The organism is Gordonia sp. Swx-4 (assembly GCF_030316175.1).
Lineage (GTDB): Bacteria > Actinomycetota > Actinomycetes > Mycobacteriales > Mycobacteriaceae > Gordonia > Gordonia alkanivorans.
Genome location: NZ_CP128197.1, coordinates 513507 through 529449, shown reverse-complemented (window position 1 = coordinate 529449; position 15943 = coordinate 513507). Strand labels below are relative to the sequence as shown.

Genomic DNA, 15943 nt, shown 5'->3' with positions numbered 1-15943 from the left:
TCCGGGAAGTCGTTCAACATTTGGACACCGATCACTTGATGTGACCGCGATCACGGTGTACAACAGTGGTACGGAAGTTCGGAGGGCCAAGCCCGATCCGGAAGAGAAGGACCGAGTCCCCGCTCCGAGCACTTCCCAGCACGGGCGGCAAGCACCCACGCGGAGCACGCCGCATAAAGGCAAAAGCGTTGTGCGCCTGCGAAATCGCGGCAGGAGAAACGACCGCCACATTAGTTGCGCCACTGCCTTCCCCCCGCCGGCGAGGAGCCCGGGGAGAATGGCCTTGAAGATGGCCGCACGTGGACGGTACGGGCGACCTGACCCGTGTTCAATCGCCGAGGCGGTGACCACAACCCACCAAGCACGCTTGGTAACTTGAGTCCGTGCTACGCGGGCGGCAACCTCGTCGGTAACGACAGGGAGGCCGCCCGCAGTGTTGTCCGGGGTCGGTTCGAACTACCCCGCCCGCGCCGCATCGGCAATCGACTTCGCCTCCGCCGCACCGGCTTCGAGCGCCTCGCAACAGAACACGAGCCAGTCCCGCAACCCGTCCGGACCACCCGAGGCGAAGGCCGCCGCCAGCGACCGATACTCACCCGCGCGCTTGAACCAGGTGACCTCCGGGACCCCCAGACAATGCGGGTCGAGTCCCGTCGCGGCGCCCACGAGCCTGGACACGGCACGCGCGACCACTCCGTTCGCAGTCGGGAAGGGCTGGAGCCCGAGAAGCTCGCCGTGCACCACCGCGGCGAGCACCGGCGCCGGCACCGAAGTGGCACCGGTTATCAACTGCCCCAACAGATCGAGACGATTCGCCACATCCGTCTCGGGTCGCGGGCGGCCCAGCTCGTCGGGATTCGCGACGAGGTCGGCGGCGGCGAGCGTGTGCAAACGAGCGAGTGCCTGAGCAGGGGCGCGTCGGATCACGCCGGTGAGGGTCTCGAGCGATTCACCGTCGAGGGCCTGCGACACGCGCATCGCCCCCGCGAGAATCGGATCGTCGAAGTCCCCGTCGCGGCGTAGTTCCACGCTTCCGCCGTCGATCGCAGCCGACGACCGGCCCGCCCGCCACGACGCCTCGGTGGCCGTTTTGTCCCATCCGCGCAGGTTGGCGGGGTGCCGATGCACCGCGGACAGCGCGTCACGCGCTCGATCGGCAGCGTCGGCCACGCCGGGGAGGTCCAGCAGAGGAGCCAAAGGATCGTTGGTCACGCCCTGACGATAGTTGCGCGAACTCGTCGCGTGCTCCCCCGACCCCGGTCGGACCATACCCACGGCGCCTCGCTCCAACCCGGACATCGATGTAGTCCAACCGGTCGATGATCGAAAGGCCTCACGAACGAACCATGACGACACTTATTGTTAGTGATGGTTTCGAATATTCGCCCTCCGCCCATTCTTGCGGGCGCCTGAACAAGGCCGCGGTCATGCGTGAACAATGGGTGACGACCGCTCGTCGCGAAAGAGCCACCGCTCGTCGCGAATCGACCACGCTCATCGGAGCACCGGTACCCCGTTGCAACGTGGCGTGACTACGCTCACACCAGCGATCCGTCATCCCGTCGTGTCACCTTTACTCTGGGTTGATCCGCCGTCGAGAAGCGAAAGGCTCATTTCACTGATGTCCTCCACCACCGTCCAGGCGTTCCCGCCATCCGAAGAGTTCGCCGCGCAGGCCAACGCCAACGCCGAGATCTACGACCGTGCAGACGCGGACCGACTCGAGTTCTGGGCGGAGCAGGCGCGTCGACTCGATTGGGCCACCGACTTCACCGACACCCTCGACTGGTCGAACGCACCGTTCGCGAAGTGGTTCGTCGGAGGCAAGCTCAACGTCTCCGTGAACTGCGTGGACCGGCACGTCGCCGCGGGCAAGGGCGATCGCGTCGCCATCCACTGGGTCGGCGAACCCGGCGACACCCGCGACCTCACCTACAGCCAGCTGCTCACCGAGGTCAGCAAGGCGGCCAACTACTTCACCTCCATCGGCCTGCAGGCCGGCGACCGCGTCGCCATCTACATGCCGATGGTCCCCGAGGCCCTGATCTCGATGCTCGCCTGCGCGCGCCTCGGCCTCACCCACTCCGTCGTGTTCGCGGGCTTCTCCTCGGGCGCCCTGCGCTCCCGCGTCGACGATGCCGAGGCCAAGCTCGTCATCACCACCGACGGTCAGTACCGACGCGGCGAGCCCGCCCCCCTCAAGACCAACGTCGACGAGGCGCTGGGCACCGGCGACGACGCCGCGAAGTCGGTCGAGAAGGTCCTCGTGGTGCGTCGCACCAATCACGACCCCGACCTGAACTGGGTCGAGGGACGCGACGTCTGGTGGGAGGACACCGTCGACCAGCAGTCCGACGTCCACGAACCGGAGGCCTTCGACTCCGAGCACCCGCTGTTCCTGCTCTACACCTCCGGCACCACCGGCAAGCCCAAGGGCATCGTCCACTCTTCGGGCGGTTACCTGACCCAGGTCAGCTACACCTTCCACTACGTCTTCGACCACAAGGAAGGCCGCGACGTCTTCTGGTGTGGCGCCGACATCGGCTGGGTGACCGGCCACTCGTACCTCGTCTACGGGCCGCTCTCCAACGGCGCCACCGAGGTGGTCTACGAGGGCACCCCGAACTCCCCCAACGAGCATCGCCACTTCGAGATCATCGAGAAGTACGGCGTCACGATCTACTACATCGCCCCGACGCTGATCCGCACGTTCATGAAGTGGGGCCAGCAGATCCCCGAGGCCCACGACCTGTCGTCGGTCCGCCTGCTCGGCAGCGTCGGCGAGCCGATCAACCCCGAGGCGTGGAGGTGGTTCCGCGAGGTCATCGGCGGTGGCAAGGCACCGATCGTCGACACCTGGTGGCAGACCGAGACCGGCGCGATCATGATCTCGCCGCTTCCCGGCGTGACCGCGACCAAGCCCGGCTCGGCGATGAAGCCGCTGCCCGGCATCAGCGCGAACATCGTCGACGACCAGGGCAACCCCGTCGGCGCCGGCGAGCAGGGTTATCTCGTCCTCGATCAGCCGTGGCCGGCGATGCTGCGCGGGATCTGGGGCGATGAGGAGCGCTTCCGCGACACCTATTGGTCGCGTTTCGCCGAGCAGGGCTGGTACTTCGCCGGTGACGGCGCCCGCTACGACGAGGACCACGCCCTCTGGGTCCTCGGCCGCGTCGACGACGTGATGAACGTGTCCGGCCACCGCATCTCCACCGCCGAGGTCGAGTCGGCCCTCGTCGGGCACTCCGGTGTGGCCGAGGCCGCGGTCATCGGCGCCGCCGACGAGACCACCGGCCAGGGCATCGTCGCCTTCGTCATCCTCCGCGAGGGCGTCGAGAACACCGGCGACGAGCTGATCGCCGAGCTCCGCATGCAGGTGTCGGTGGAGATCTCCCCGATCGCCAAGCCGCGCGAGATCAACGTCGTGCCGGAGCTGCCCAAGACGCGTTCGGGCAAGATCATGCGCCGCCTGCTCAAGGATGTGGCCGAGGGTCGCGAGCTCGGCGACACCTCGACGCTCGTCGATCCGTCGGTGTTCGAGGCGATCCGCTCGAAGAAGTCCTGACGCTCGCGAGCCCGCTCCTCAGGGAGCAGGAACGACTGCGTCGATGCGCCGCCGGTGACAAGTTCACCGGCGGCGCATCGGGCTCTCGGCGGACTTTCACCGGCATCTCGCCGGGTGGGCCGCCACCTCGTGAGCCCACACATGGCAACATATGGCCATCAGCCGAACAACGGAGGATTCTGTGAGCCCCAACGAGCACGGCCTGCCCGAAGCGGGCCGGGACTCCGTCCCGTCGATCCCACTCTCGGACGCGAACGCCGGTCCCAACGGCGAGCCGAGCATCGGGAGCCTGGTCAAGGACGCCACCGCGAGCGTCTCGACCCTGTTCCGGTCCGAGGTCGCCCTCGCCAAGGCCGAGCTCGTCGGTGAGGCCAAGAAGGCCGGCGCGGGTACGGGTCTGCTGATCGTCGCCGGCGTGATGGCGCTGTACTCCAGCTTCTTCTTCTTTTTCTTCCTGGCCGAACTGCTCGACGAGTTCGTGTGGCGCTGGCTGGCGTTCCTGATCGTCTTCCTGATCCTCGTCGTGGTCACCTGCATCGCGGCGTTCGTCGGCTACATCTTCTTCAAGAAAGTCCGTGGACCGAAGAAGACGATGGAATCGGTCAACGAGTTGTCGACGGTGCTGCCCCACCGCGGCCCCGGCCATCCGCAGGCCCCGGCGCACCCGAGGATCCCTCCCGCCCGCGAGGGGTGAGTCTTGAGCGAGGCACCTGACCCGTCGAGCGTTCGTCTTCCCGGCGACTGGGAGCACCTCGACGTCCGCGCCAACGGTGTCCGGTTCCACGCGGTCGAACCGGCGGGGGTTCCCGCCGGCGACCGACCGCTCGTACTGCTGCTCCACGGCTTCGGCGAGTTCTGGTGGAGCTGGAGACACCAGCTGACCGCGCTCACCGAGGCCGGTTTCCGGGCCGTCGCGGTCGACCTCCGCGGTTACGGCGACACCGACAAACCGCCTCGCGGCTACGACGGCTGGACCCTGGCCGGTGACACCAACGGTCTCGTCCGCGCCCTCGGGCACACCAGCGCCACACTCATCGGCCACTCCGACGGCGGACTGGTCTGCTGGGCGACCGCCACCCTGCATCCCCGCGTCGTCGACCGGATCGTCGTGGTCGCGTCGCCTCACCCGCGGGCACTGCGTCGACGCGCGCTGCGTGACCGGGCTCAGCGGGAACAGTTCCTGAACCTCTTCCTGCGCAACCAGATCCCGCGCGTCGGCGAACGACAGGTCACCCGGGACGACGCGGCGTTCATCGCAGACTATTTCGCGCAGCGTTCGTCGTCGTCCTGGCGCTCCGGACCCGACTACGCGCAGACCGTCGAACTGAACCGGTCGGCGATGCTGATCCCCTACGTCGCGCACTGCAGTCTGGAGTACCGACGCTGGGCGTTCCGCTCCCAGTTCCGGCCCGACGGACTGCGTTTCATGGAGCTCATGGACCAGCGGCTACACCTGCCGGTCCTCGCCCTGCGCGGCCGCGACGACCCGTACATCCTCAGCGACGCCATCGCCGACGGCCGTCGGTGGGCGGCGCACCAGACCTACCGGCAGATCGAGGGCAGCGGGCACTTCGTGCACCAGGAGCAGCCCGCGGCGGTGACCGAGGCGATCCTCGAGTTCCTCCGGACCGAACCGGAGGCGACCAACGACGTGGCCACCGAGAAGGCGCGGCGGATCAGGCCAGCACGCACCTCTTGGTACTCACCCGCTCGCTTCGTCGCTCGGATTCGTCGAAGTCGGCGCGCACCTGACGGGCGGTGAGCACGAAGCCGGTCTCGTCGGCCACGTTCTCCGCCGCACCGAACACGACGCCGAGCACCTCGCCGTCCGAGTTGAGCAGCGGTCCACCGGAATTGCCCTGCCGGATCGATCCGCGCACGGCATAGACCTCACGCGTGACCTGACCGGACCGGTAGATGTCGTCGCCGGTGTGGTTGAACGTCGACCGGACACGTAGCGGGCTGACGTAGAACGGCCCGGCCTCGGGGAAGCCGAGCGCGATGGCGTCGTCGCCGGTCGACGCCGGCCGCGAGGCGAATCTCAGTGCGGGCGCGCGGAGGCCGGGGACGTCGAGGACGGCGATGTCGGTGTCGCTGTCGAAGAGGACGACCTTCGCGGGGAGCCGTGCCCCGGTGGAGGTCTCGACCTCGAGGCGTTCGGTGCCGGCCACCACGTGGGCGTTGGTCATCACGCGCTCGGGCGAGACGACGAAGCCGCTGCCCTCGAGGGCCTGGCGGCAGCTGGGCGCGACACCCTCGATCTTGACGACGCTCGGACGCGCCTGGCGGACCACGGGCAGGTCGGCCAGCGCCGGGTCGGGCGGGTCGACATTGGTCGACGGCGTGCTCACGAACGGGAACTTGGGAAGCCCGGAACTGTCGAGGAGCGCCTTGAAATCGCCGGGCAGATCGTTGACCCACTGCGGCGACAGCACCTCGACGCCGGTCAGGACCTTGGAGTCGCGTACCGCCCCGGCGATGGCCGGGTCGGCGGAACCGCGCAACGGGATCGCCAGCAGTCCCGCGGCCAGGAGCACGGCCACGACCTGCAGGATCGAGCCGACGCCACTGTCGATGGCCCGCAGTCCCGGCGACCGGATGCCGCCTCGCGCGGCCCGGCCCAACACCATGCCGGCCACCTCACCGATGACCACCAGCACGACGAGCACGGCAATCCCGACGAGCACCCGGACCTGCAGGTCGTCGAAACGCTCGATCAGATGCGGCGCAAGGAGCAGTCCCGCGACCGCCCCGAGCGCGACGCCGATGAACGCGAGCGCCGAGGCGACCGCACCGGACCGGTAGCCGCTGATCGCGGCGAGGAGCGCGATGCCGATGACGATGACGTCGACCCACGCGGACCCGGTCATCAGTTCGCACCGGGTCCGGCGTGGGCGTCGGGGTCGGTGGTCCCACGCGGATGGACCGCGCTGAAACCCGACTCCTGACGGTTGCCCGCACGTTCGATCATCTCGTCGAGCGGTCGGACATCGTTCTTGTCCCAGGGGCGGTCCCAGCCGGATGCATCGCTGATGGCCGCGATGAGTCCGCCGGTGAAGCCCCAGACCAGCAGACCGTCGACGAAGAAGGCCGGACCCTGATAGAGGCGGCCGCCCATCACCGAACGACGCACCTGGAAGCGGTTCTCGGGAGCGAGGAGCTCACGCAGGTTGATGCGGTCGACGCGGGCGGTCTCACCCGGATCGACGACCCTGACCTCGCTCGGCTCGCGCCAGTAGCCGATCACCGGCACGACGTCGAAGCCCGACGGCGGAACCGGGAAGGTCGGCAGGTTTGCCACGATGTGCACACCCGACGCGTCGAGACCGGTCTCCTCACGCGCCTCGCGCAGTGCGGTGCCTACCGGGAAGTCGTCGCCCGGATCAGCAGCACCTCCGGGGAAGGCGACCTGTCCGCTGTGCTGACGCAGGGTCGACGCACGTTCGGTCAGGAGCACCTCGGCGTCGGCGGGAACGCCGCCGGGATGATCGTCGGCGGCCTCCCAGGAACCGGAGAACAGAACCAGGACCGCGGCTGCGCGGCGGTCGCGCCGGAACATCTGGGCCCAACGGGTCCGGTCCCCGCCCCGATTGTTGACGCTCTCGGAGACAGCGCCGACGTCGCCGGTCATCGCATGCATCCACGGCGGGATCTCGTCGGGATGCACGAGCGGGCCGACGTGCGAGTCGTTGCTCATACGGTCACGCCCAGGTACTCCTCGACCGCGTCGGCGATCTCCTGCGGGCTGTCGAACACTCCGGGGTACACCTTGGCGATCGTGCCGTCGGGACGCAGGAAGACGGTCGACGGGAAGACCCGTGGCGCGGTGATGGCGGCGGCCACCCGGCCGTCGGGATCGAGCACGGACGGCAAGCGAACTCCGATCTCGGTGAGCAGTGTCAGCGGGAAGAACGGGTTGGTCCCGCCTTCCTTGGCATGGAGTGCCAGCACCGTGACGCGGTCGCCGGCACGAGCGGCGAACTCCTCGAAGTACGGCAACTCTGTCTTGCAGGGGCCGCACCATTGCGCCCAGACATTGACGACGAGGGGCTTTCCCGCGGTGGCAGCGCCGAGGTCGTACGGCGCGCCGGTCCCCAGACACGGTTCGACGATGCCGGCCAGCACCGAGTCCGGGTTCTCCGGCAGGCCCGTGACCGGGCAGTCGGCGAGCTCTGCGTCGGCCCGTGCCTGCGCCACGCGGGCCTCGTCGACCGGCGCGTCGAAGGGGCGTGGCCCGCTGACCGACGGCGGCGACCCGGTGGTCGGCGAAGGGGCGTCGCCGCGGGGCCAGATCGCGACGATGAGCGCGATCATCACGATGACGAAGACGAGGGTCCAGCGCGCAGCGGCCGGGAAGCGAGAGGTCGGCGGCGCGGGGGGTTCGGGGGAATCGGCGGGTTGCGGGGTCGCCGGTTCGGTGGCGTTGTCGTTCACGGGGCGGCGAGTCCCGCCAGTCGGAGCAGGTGCTCGGTCTCGGGGCCCTTGACCAGTGCGGCCGCCTCGGCCTTGTCCATCGGACCCGTGCCCACCGACGGGCAGTCCTTGGCGAGGATGCAGACCCCACACGCAGGCTTGCGGGCATGGCACACACGCCGACCGTGGAAGATCACGCGGTGGGACAGGTCGGTCCACTCCTTGCGTTCGATCAGTTCACCGACGGCGTGCTCGACCTTCACCGGGTCTTCTTCCTCGGTCCACTGCCAGCGTCGGACCAGGCGACCGAAGTGCGTGTCGACGGTGATCCCCGGGACCCCGAACGCGTTTCCGAGAACGACATTGGCCGTCTTGCGGCCGAACCCGGGCAGTGACACCAGGTCCTTCAACTTGTTCGGGACCTCACCGTCGTACCGCTCGACGAGGGCCTGGCCGAGTCCGATGATCGAGTTCGCCTTGTTCCGGTAGAAGCCGGTCGAGCGGATCATCTCCTCGAGTTCGGTGCGGTCGGCCTCGGCGTAGTCGCGGGCGGTGCGGTACTTCGCGAACAGCGCCGGGGTGGTCTGGTTGACCCGCACGTCGGTGCACTGAGCCGACAGGATGGTGGCGACCGACAGCTCGAGCGGGTTGGTGAAGTCGAGTTCGCAGTACACGTGCGGGAACGCGACCTTGAGGGTGCGGTTCATCCGGCGCGCGCGTCGGACCAGCCCGAGGTGGGTCTCCTGCTTGCGGGCCGGGGCCTGACCCACGGACGCAGCCTTACGTGCGCTCACGTGATTCAGGTTAGCGATGTCCTGCACGAACTCCGCTCACCACGGCCGTCGGTGGCCGCCCCGACCCGCACGCCCGAGCCCATCACCGCAGGTCAAGGGCGTTGCTCCGGTTCCGGTGTGAGCTACCCGGCTCAATCGGGCGAAATGAGGGACGCAACCTACGGTCAGGTAACAAGTCAGTGACGTCGCCTTGTCCGATGAGGATTCTGCGGGGTCGATTGTGTTTACTTGTCCCCATGCATGGTCTCGCAGCACTGCTGTTCCCGGCTGTACTCATGCTCTTCGCCATGGGCATGGACAAGTTGCAGGCCCGGGTCGACCGCGTGTCCGTCTCGAACGACGAGGTCGACGAATTCATCGACCGCACGGGGTCCCAGAACGCCGGCAAGCCGCCGCACGGTTCCGCGCCCGCCGAACTGCACGAGTTGCGGTTCCATCGCTTCGACCACGATCCGGCATCCGCCGAGCACGCCGCCTCGCCGCAGCGGGCCAGCTGATCCGCGAGCAGCAAGCGCACACCGTTCCCGACGCCTCTTTCTCGGTGTCGACAGCCCATCGGCGGCCGATGATCGTCGAATCGCCGCATCTAGTCCGTCAGACACACCCGTAATGCGCCGTCAGTGACCCATTCAACACCTATGCTGGTTCGCGGGGTAGCGTATCCAAGGGCGCGATCTCACACGTGGCTGTAGCAAAGATTTCGAGAAAGGTTCCCTAGGTGGAAGAAGTACTGGCGCGGGCAGGCATATTTCAAGGTGTCGAGCCTTCTGCCGTCGCGGCGCTGACCAAGCAGCTTCAGCCCGTTGACTTCCCTCGTGGACACGTCATCTTCCATGAAGGCGAGCCCGGTGACCGGCTCTACATCATCATGTCCGGCAAGGTGAAGGTCGGCCGTCGCTCCCCGGACGGTCGCGAGAACCTGCTGACGATCATGGGACCGTCGGACATGTTCGGCGAGCTCTCCATCTTCGACCCGGGCCCCCGTACCTCGTCGGCGACGACGGTGACCGAGGTCCGCGCGGTGTCGATGGACCGTGACGCCCTGCGCGCGTGGATCAAGGACCGTCCCGAGATCGCGGAGCAGTTGCTCCGCGTGCTCGCGCGTCGTCTGCGCCGCACCAACAACAACCTCGCCGACCTGATCTTCACCGACGTGCCCGGTCGCGTCGCGAAGCAGCTCCTGCAGCTCGCGCAGCGTTTCGGCACCCAGGAGGGCGGCGCCCTGCGCGTCACCCACGACCTGACCCAGGAAGAGATCGCCCAGCTGGTCGGCGCCTCGCGCGAGACCGTGAACAAGGCACTCGCCGACTTCGCCCAGCGCGGCTGGCTGCGCCTCGAGGGCAAGAGCGTCCTGATCGCCGACTCCGAGCGTCTGGCGCGCCGCGCACGCTGACCCTTCGTGACACTCGCTTCGCTCGTTCCTCAGGGAGCTAGTACGACGAGAGCCGCTCGTTCCTCAGGGACGAGCGGCTCTCGCACTTCTCGACCCATACTCGCCTACTGAGGTGCGAGCGGAGCGAGCCTAGATAGGGTCAGGCGTGCCGCAGATACTCCAGCTGCGCCTTCACCGACATCCGCGCGGCCGGCCAGAGCTTCTTGTCGACGTCGGAGTAGACCCGGCGCACCACCTTCATCGGCTTCGCCTCGTGGGGAGACACGCCCATGTCGTCGAGGGCGGCCACGATCTGGTCGATCCGCTCCTCGCGGTGGGCCTTGTAGAACCGGGCGACCGGCACGAGATCGGGATGATCGGGGCCGTGTGCGGGAAGCAGTGCCGCACCGTCACCTTCGACGATCAGCCGGTTGAGGGAGTTCAGGTAGTCGCGCAGCCCACCGTCGCTGGGGTCCAGTACGGTCGTGCCACTTCCCAGGATGGTGTCTCCGGTCAGCACCGCGCGCTGGTCGTCGTGCTCGACGAGGAAGCTCACCGAGTCGCCGGTGTGTCCGGGTGTGTGCAGCACGGTGATCCGCAGCCCCGCGATCTCGATGACCTCGCGGTCGCGTAGGGGTTCGGCGTTCCGGCAGAACTTGTCGAGACGCGCACGCACGGGCGCACCGGTGCGCTGGTGGAGACGCTTGACCCCACCGGTGTGGTCGAAATGCCGGTGGGTGATGAGGGTCAGTGCGACCCCGGGCAGTTCGGCGAGGCGTCGTGCGTGGTGCTTGTATTTCGGCGGGCCGGGGTCGACGACGACGCACTCGTCACTGCCCGGCGCCCGCAACACGTAGGTGTTGGTGCCGTCGAGTTCCATCATCCCCGAGTTGTCGCACAACAGAACCGAGGCGAAGGGCGTGACCTCCCGCAGCACCCCGTAGGCGGGGTGTGGGGGAACGGCATCGTCGGAGTCGCTCATGACTCCGAGCCTATCCATTGCCGGCGACCCGGGACACACTGCTCCGCGCATCCGACCACGGTGAGTCGATCCGCGGTCAGCTCTTACTGCGCCCCATGCCCTCGAAGACGTTCCACGACCGGTTGTCGTTCCGGACGTGCAGGTACCACGCGTAGTTCGCGGTCGTCGCGTACAGCGCACCGACACCACACGCGATGGCCAGGTCGAAGCTGCTCGGGACATTCAGGGTCAACAGCACGAAGTTGAACACGAGCGTCAGTGCGAACAGCATCAGACCCTTGCGCCACATACCCTTCACGGCGAAGTAGATCGGTCCGAAGAAGAACGCCAGTGGATTGAACGCGAGCCGCGCGCGCTGCCCGAATGACAGCCGCTTCATCGCCTCTCGGGCGGGCGGGTCGGCGGGCGGTCCGTAGGCGTCGTAGAAGGCGAACCGGCTGTGCCAGCTCGGCGGTACGGCCTGATCACGGATGGGCTGTTCGGAGAAGGTCATCTTTTCCTGTTCCTCGACCCCCGACGACCGGGGTACCTTTCACGGACTACTCATCGGCCGCCTCGTTCACGCCCTCGGCACTGCCGTCGCTCGAACTCTAGGCCATCGCCGCCTGTCGTCGCCCGCGCGCACCGTCGACGACGACGTATACCGCGGTGACGACAGCGATCGTCCCGGCACCGAGGACGAGAGTCGCGTAGCCGAAAGCTCCCACCACGACCCCGGCGAGCGCGCCCGCCCCGGCACCCGCGAGACTCATCGACGTGTCCGAGACCCCCTGTGCAGCAGCGCGTCTCGTCACGTCGACGGCATCGGTCAGCAGCGTCGACGCGGCAACCGTGGACGCCGACCATCCGATGCCCAGCACGACCAGCGCGGCGACCAGGCCGGCTTGCGAGTCGACGAAGACGAACCCGAGGACACAACTGACCACGAGCACCGCCTGGCCACCGAGTATCACCGGCACGCGTCCCGCACGGTCGGCGAGGACGCCCATGACCGGCGAGAGCGCGTACATCCCGGCGATGTGAGCGCTGATCGACAACCCCACGAGAGTCACCGACGCGCCACCGTGGTGCGTGTGGACGGGCGTCAGAGCCATCACCCCGACCATCAGCGCGTGTGCCGAGACCACCGCCGCCAACGCAGCTCGGGCGGAGGGGGATTGCACGATCGCCGAGAACCCATCCGCCAGAGACGGTCTCGACGTCGACTTCGGAGTCCCACGATTGGCCTCGATCAGCGGGTCGGGCCGCAGCCCGACGAGGAGTACTGCTGCGGCACACAAGCATCCGACGGCACCCAGCAGGAACGGACCTGCCATGTCGGCCATCCCGACCCATCCCGCGACCGTCGCCCCCAGCGGCACCAACGCGGGGCCGACGACGGCGCCGACCATCGTCATCCACACCACCAGCGACAGGTCTCGTCCGCGGGTCTCCGGTGCGGCCAGATCCGTTGCCGCGAAACGCGCCTGGAGGCTGACCGCGGTGCCCGAACCAAGTGCGATCATTCCGGCGAGCATCAGCAGGAACCGGCCCTGATCCACGCCGAAGGCCACGATCAGGGCACCCGTGGCGGCCACGAGCAGACCGGTGGTGAGCGCAGGTCGCCGCCCCCGCGCCGATGCCAGCGCGGCGAGCGGCAGACCGGCCGCCGCGGCACCGAGAGTCAGCACCGTGGCCGGCAATCCGGCCAGCGACTCGGTCCCGGACAGTTCCTCACCGAGGATCGCGCCGAGTGCCAGTGCCCCGCCCATGGACACGCCACCCAGGACCTGGACCAGGCACAGCAGGACGACGGTACGCCGCTGGATCGCGGCGTGCATCGGTTCGGCGACGGATTCACTCGGGGCGTTCACCCCCACAGCATCGACGTTCCGGCGCGACACCGCCACGTCATCTCAACCCGTGCGCCGCATGCGCAACGCGTTCAGGGTCCCGAGTGCACCCGCGGCCAGCGGGATCACCAGTGCCACCTGCAACGCCACCGGACGGACGTCGGTGTTGATCCGGATGATCTCGGCGCGGACTTCCGGTGGTTGTCCGGCGAGCAGCTCTGACAGTCGGGAGTTGCTCATGACCTGCGCGTCGTCGTCGAGCACCTGCGCGACACGTTGCTGCTCAGCAGGTTCCAGAACGGTGCTCGATTCCGACTCGGCGGTGAACCCGAACGCGAGAGACGCCAGCAGGACCGCACCCGCACAGGCCAGGCCGAAGGAGAGTCCGAACGAGCCGGCGGCGGAGTTCGTCCCGGCCGCCTCGCTCACCCGTTCTTCGCTCATCGGCCCCAGCGTGTAGTCGTTGAGTTGGGAGACGAGCAGTCCCAGCCCGGATCCGGCCACCAGGAGCGGGATGATCAGTCCCCAACCGAATTCGGCGCGGGGCACGATCGGGATCAGCACGGCGATACCCGCGGTGAGAAGCGCGAAGCCGAGGAGGACGATGGTCGACGCGGGCCGCTCGCCCGCCTTCCGGCCGGCGAGCAGCGCCACCGCGAACATGCTGAGCGACAAGGGCGCCAATGACAGGCCGGCCTGCATCGCGTCGTATTCGAGGACCATCTGCAGATAGATCGGCAGCGCGATCATGATGCCGCCCAGGGCGATCTGCTGGAGCAGTTGTTGACTCACCCCGATCCGGAACGGCTTGGAGCGGAACAGTTCCGGGTCGAGCAGGGTGGGCCGACCGGCTCGCCGCCGCCGGATCAGCCACCAGGTCAGACCCGCGAGCGCGGCGGCCCCGACCACCAGCAGTGCACCTACGGATTCCCCTCCCTCCTGCCACACCAGGATTCCGAGAACGATGCCACCCATGCCGATCACCGAGAGCAGGGCGCCGACGAGGTCGACGCCGCGCGGTCCGGTGAACTCGACATCGCGGACGAGTCCGATGCCGCACAACACGATCGCGATGATGACGACCTCGCTCAGGAACGCGAGTCGCCAGGAGAGGTAGGTCGTGACGAATCCGCCGAGCAGCGGGCCGACCGCCGCCGCGATCGCCGCAGCCGCGCCGACGAGGGCGTAGACCCGCTTCTGGTCGTCCCCGGCAAAGTTCCCGTGAACAAGGGACTGCATCGCGGGCAACAGGAGAGACGCCCCGATTCCGCCGATGATGGCCCAGAAGACGATGACGGTCGTCAGTCCCTGGGCGAACACCATCGCCATCGCGCCGACGGCGTAGCCGAGCAGACCGAGGACGTACGCGCGGCGCCGGCCGATGAGATCGCCGATCTTGCCGCCGATCAGGATGAACGCCGCTGACACCAGGGCTTCGAGCGCGATCGCCGACTGCACCCCGCTGACGGTCGTCCCCAGGTCTCGGACGACGGCCGAGATCGAGACGTTCATGACCGACGTGTCGACGACCAGCACGAACATCGCCATCGCGAGCAGGAGCGCGAGGACCCGTTGCTTTCCCGACAGCGGCGCGGCGGTACCGGGAACCGTGGCATCGGTCATTCCGCACCGCCTCGCCGGCCGGCCGGCGAAGCATCGGGTGACGCATGCGACCGACCCGATACCGAGGATAGGTCCGCGGGCGGCCCCCGGGTCGGCGTTCGGTCGTCCGGTCGGCGGATCAGTCCGTGATCAGGTCGTACCCGAGCTTCCCGACCATCACCACGACGACGGCGAGCAGGACCCACCGGACGAAGGAACTGCCGCGTCCGATGGCCATGTGCGAGCCGATCTGGGCGCCGACGATGTTGGCCGCCGCGAGCCCGAGGCCCAAGAGCCACAGCACATTCCCCTGGAGTCCGAACACCGTCAGCGCGCCGAGGTTGGTGCCGGTGTTGATCACCTTGGCCATGGCCGAACTCTCCAGGAACGACGTCCCGACCAGCGCGGTGAGGCTGATGATGAGGAAGGTCCCGGTACCGGGCCCCATGACCCCGTCGTAGAACGCGATGACGACACCGGCGAGCACCAGACCGGCGAGCGTGGACAGCCGCGAACGCGGTCCCGCAGACGCGTCACCCCCGAAACCGGGGTTCAGCGCGACGAACAACCCGACGCCGACGAGCATCACCAGCACGATCGGCGTGAAGATCTCCGTCGGCAGCGAGATCGCCACCAGCGCGCCGAGAGCCGAGAACACGAGCGCGGCGACGAACACCGGCACGAGCCTGTGCAGGTCGATGCGTACATGCCGCACGTAGCGCCACGCGGCCGACGCGGTACCGAAGACGGCGGCGAGTTTGTTGGTGCCGAGAGCCGTCGCCGTCGGCAGGCCGGGTTGCGCGATCAGCATCGCGGGGATCAACACAAGTCCCCCGCCGCCGACCACGGCGTCGACCCAGCCGGCAGCGGCGGCCGCGACGATCAGTAGCGCGACGTCCAAGGAGACGTCAGGCCACTTCGACGATCAGTTCCACCTCGACGGGTGCACCCAGCGGCAACTCGGCGACCCCGACGGCCGAACGGGCGTGCACGCCCGCGTCCCCGAAGATCTCGCCCAGCACGTCCGACGCACCGTTGATGACCTTCGGCTGCCCGGTGAAGCCCGGGGCGGACGCCACGAAGCCGACCACCTTGACGATGCGCACGACCGAGTCGATGCCGACCAGCGCGTGCACCGCGGCGAGCGCGTTCAGTGCGCAGACCCGTGCCGCGTCGGTGGCCTCATCCGGCCGGACGACGCCCTCGGCACCTTCGTGCACCTTGCCGTGTACCGAGAGTTCGCCGTCGACGATCGGGAGCTGGCCCGACGTGTAGACGAGGTTTCCGGTCCGCACGGCCGGCGTGTAGCTGGCCACCGGCGGCACCACGTCGGGCAGCGCGATGCCGAGTTCGGCGAGTCGATCTGTCCAGGTCGCAGCCATG

16 protein-coding genes are annotated in these 15943 nt (G+C 68.2%); 5 read left to right on the top strand and 11 right to left on the bottom strand.

Going from position 1 to position 15943, the window contains the following annotated elements; genetic code table 11:
- Positions 1–456: 456 nt before the first annotated feature.
- Positions 457–1212, bottom strand: a complete 756-nt coding sequence (locus PWF70_RS02375; protein WP_035754777.1) for a Fic family protein — start codon at positions 1210–1212, stop codon at positions 457–459.
- 409 nt (positions 1213–1621) lie between these two features.
- Between PWF70_RS02375 and acs the strand changes: the two genes are divergently transcribed.
- From acs to PWF70_RS02360, 3 genes are all read left to right on the top strand, one after another.
- Positions 1622–3565 (top strand): acetate--CoA ligase, encoded by a 1944-nt coding sequence (gene acs, locus PWF70_RS02370; protein WP_035754730.1) that lies wholly within the window; start codon positions 1622–1624, stop codon positions 3563–3565.
- 181 nt (positions 3566–3746) lie between these two features.
- The gene (locus tag PWF70_RS02365; protein WP_006359034.1) at positions 3747–4259 is read left to right on the top strand and encodes a phage holin family protein; all 513 of its coding nucleotides are present in this window, start codon (positions 3747–3749) and stop codon (positions 4257–4259) included.
- A 3-nt stretch (positions 4260–4262) separates the two neighbouring features.
- On the top strand, positions 4263–5327 hold the full coding sequence (locus PWF70_RS02360) for an alpha/beta fold hydrolase (RefSeq protein WP_006359033.1): 1065 nt from the start codon (positions 4263–4265) through the stop codon (positions 5325–5327).
- On the opposite strand, the gene PWF70_RS02355 is transcribed toward PWF70_RS02360, so the two are convergent.
- The 4 genes from PWF70_RS02355 to nth are packed head-to-tail and all read right to left on the bottom strand — an operon-like array spanning position 5242 to position 8799.
- Positions 5242–6435, bottom strand: a complete 1194-nt coding sequence (locus PWF70_RS02355) for a MarP family serine protease (protein WP_035754728.1) — start codon at positions 6433–6435, stop codon at positions 5242–5244. The two genes, PWF70_RS02360 and PWF70_RS02355, sit on opposite strands and share 86 nt — an antisense overlap.
- A complete protein-coding gene (locus PWF70_RS02350) occupies positions 6435–7262 on the bottom strand; it encodes an NUDIX hydrolase (protein WP_035754726.1) in 828 nt (275 codons plus the stop codon). Before PWF70_RS02350 ends, PWF70_RS02355 begins: the two co-directional genes overlap by 1 nt.
- On the bottom strand, positions 7259–7999 hold the full coding sequence (locus tag PWF70_RS02345; RefSeq protein ID WP_006359030.1) for a TlpA family protein disulfide reductase: 741 nt from the start codon (positions 7997–7999) through the stop codon (positions 7259–7261). Before PWF70_RS02345 ends, PWF70_RS02350 begins: the two co-directional genes overlap by 4 nt.
- On the bottom strand, positions 7996–8799 hold the full coding sequence (gene nth, locus PWF70_RS02340) for an endonuclease III (RefSeq protein ID WP_006359029.1): 804 nt from the start codon (positions 8797–8799) through the stop codon (positions 7996–7998). Before nth ends, PWF70_RS02345 begins: the two co-directional genes overlap by 4 nt.
- Before the next feature lie 209 nt (positions 8800–9008).
- On the opposite strand from nth, the gene PWF70_RS02335 reads away from it, so the two are divergent.
- Positions 9009–9269, top strand: coding sequence for a hypothetical protein (locus tag PWF70_RS02335; protein WP_006359028.1), 261 nt, complete (start codon positions 9009–9011; stop codon positions 9267–9269).
- Positions 9270–9490: 221 nt separating this feature from the next.
- Complete coding sequence (locus PWF70_RS02330; protein ID WP_005194565.1) at positions 9491–10165, top strand: Crp/Fnr family transcriptional regulator; 675 nt, start codon at positions 9491–9493, stop codon at positions 10163–10165.
- A gap of 139 nt (positions 10166–10304) precedes the next feature.
- Here the strand turns inward: PWF70_RS02330 and PWF70_RS02325 are convergent, their stop codons facing one another.
- From PWF70_RS02325 to PWF70_RS02300, 6 genes are all read right to left on the bottom strand, one after another.
- Positions 10305–11126, bottom strand: coding sequence for an MBL fold metallo-hydrolase (locus tag PWF70_RS02325; RefSeq protein WP_035754723.1), 822 nt, complete (start codon positions 11124–11126; stop codon positions 10305–10307).
- 76 nt (positions 11127–11202) lie between these two features.
- The gene (locus PWF70_RS02320; protein ID WP_006359026.1) at positions 11203–11619 is read right to left on the bottom strand and encodes a DUF2628 domain-containing protein; all 417 of its coding nucleotides are present in this window, start codon (positions 11617–11619) and stop codon (positions 11203–11205) included.
- A 97-nt stretch (positions 11620–11716) separates the two neighbouring features.
- Positions 11717–12946, bottom strand: coding sequence for an MFS transporter (locus PWF70_RS02315; RefSeq protein WP_230461942.1), 1230 nt, complete (start codon positions 12944–12946; stop codon positions 11717–11719).
- Between the two features lie 75 nt (positions 12947–13021).
- Complete coding sequence (locus tag PWF70_RS02310; RefSeq protein ID WP_006359024.1) at positions 13022–14581, bottom strand: MFS transporter; 1560 nt, start codon at positions 14579–14581, stop codon at positions 13022–13024.
- Positions 14582–14699: 118 nt separating this feature from the next.
- Positions 14700–15461, bottom strand: coding sequence for a TSUP family transporter (locus PWF70_RS02305; RefSeq protein ID WP_035754720.1), 762 nt, complete (start codon positions 15459–15461; stop codon positions 14700–14702).
- Positions 15462–15468: 7 nt separating this feature from the next.
- Positions 15469–15942, bottom strand: a complete 474-nt coding sequence (locus PWF70_RS02300) for a RidA family protein (RefSeq protein ID WP_006359022.1) — start codon at positions 15940–15942, stop codon at positions 15469–15471.
- Position 15943 lies beyond the last annotated feature (1 nt).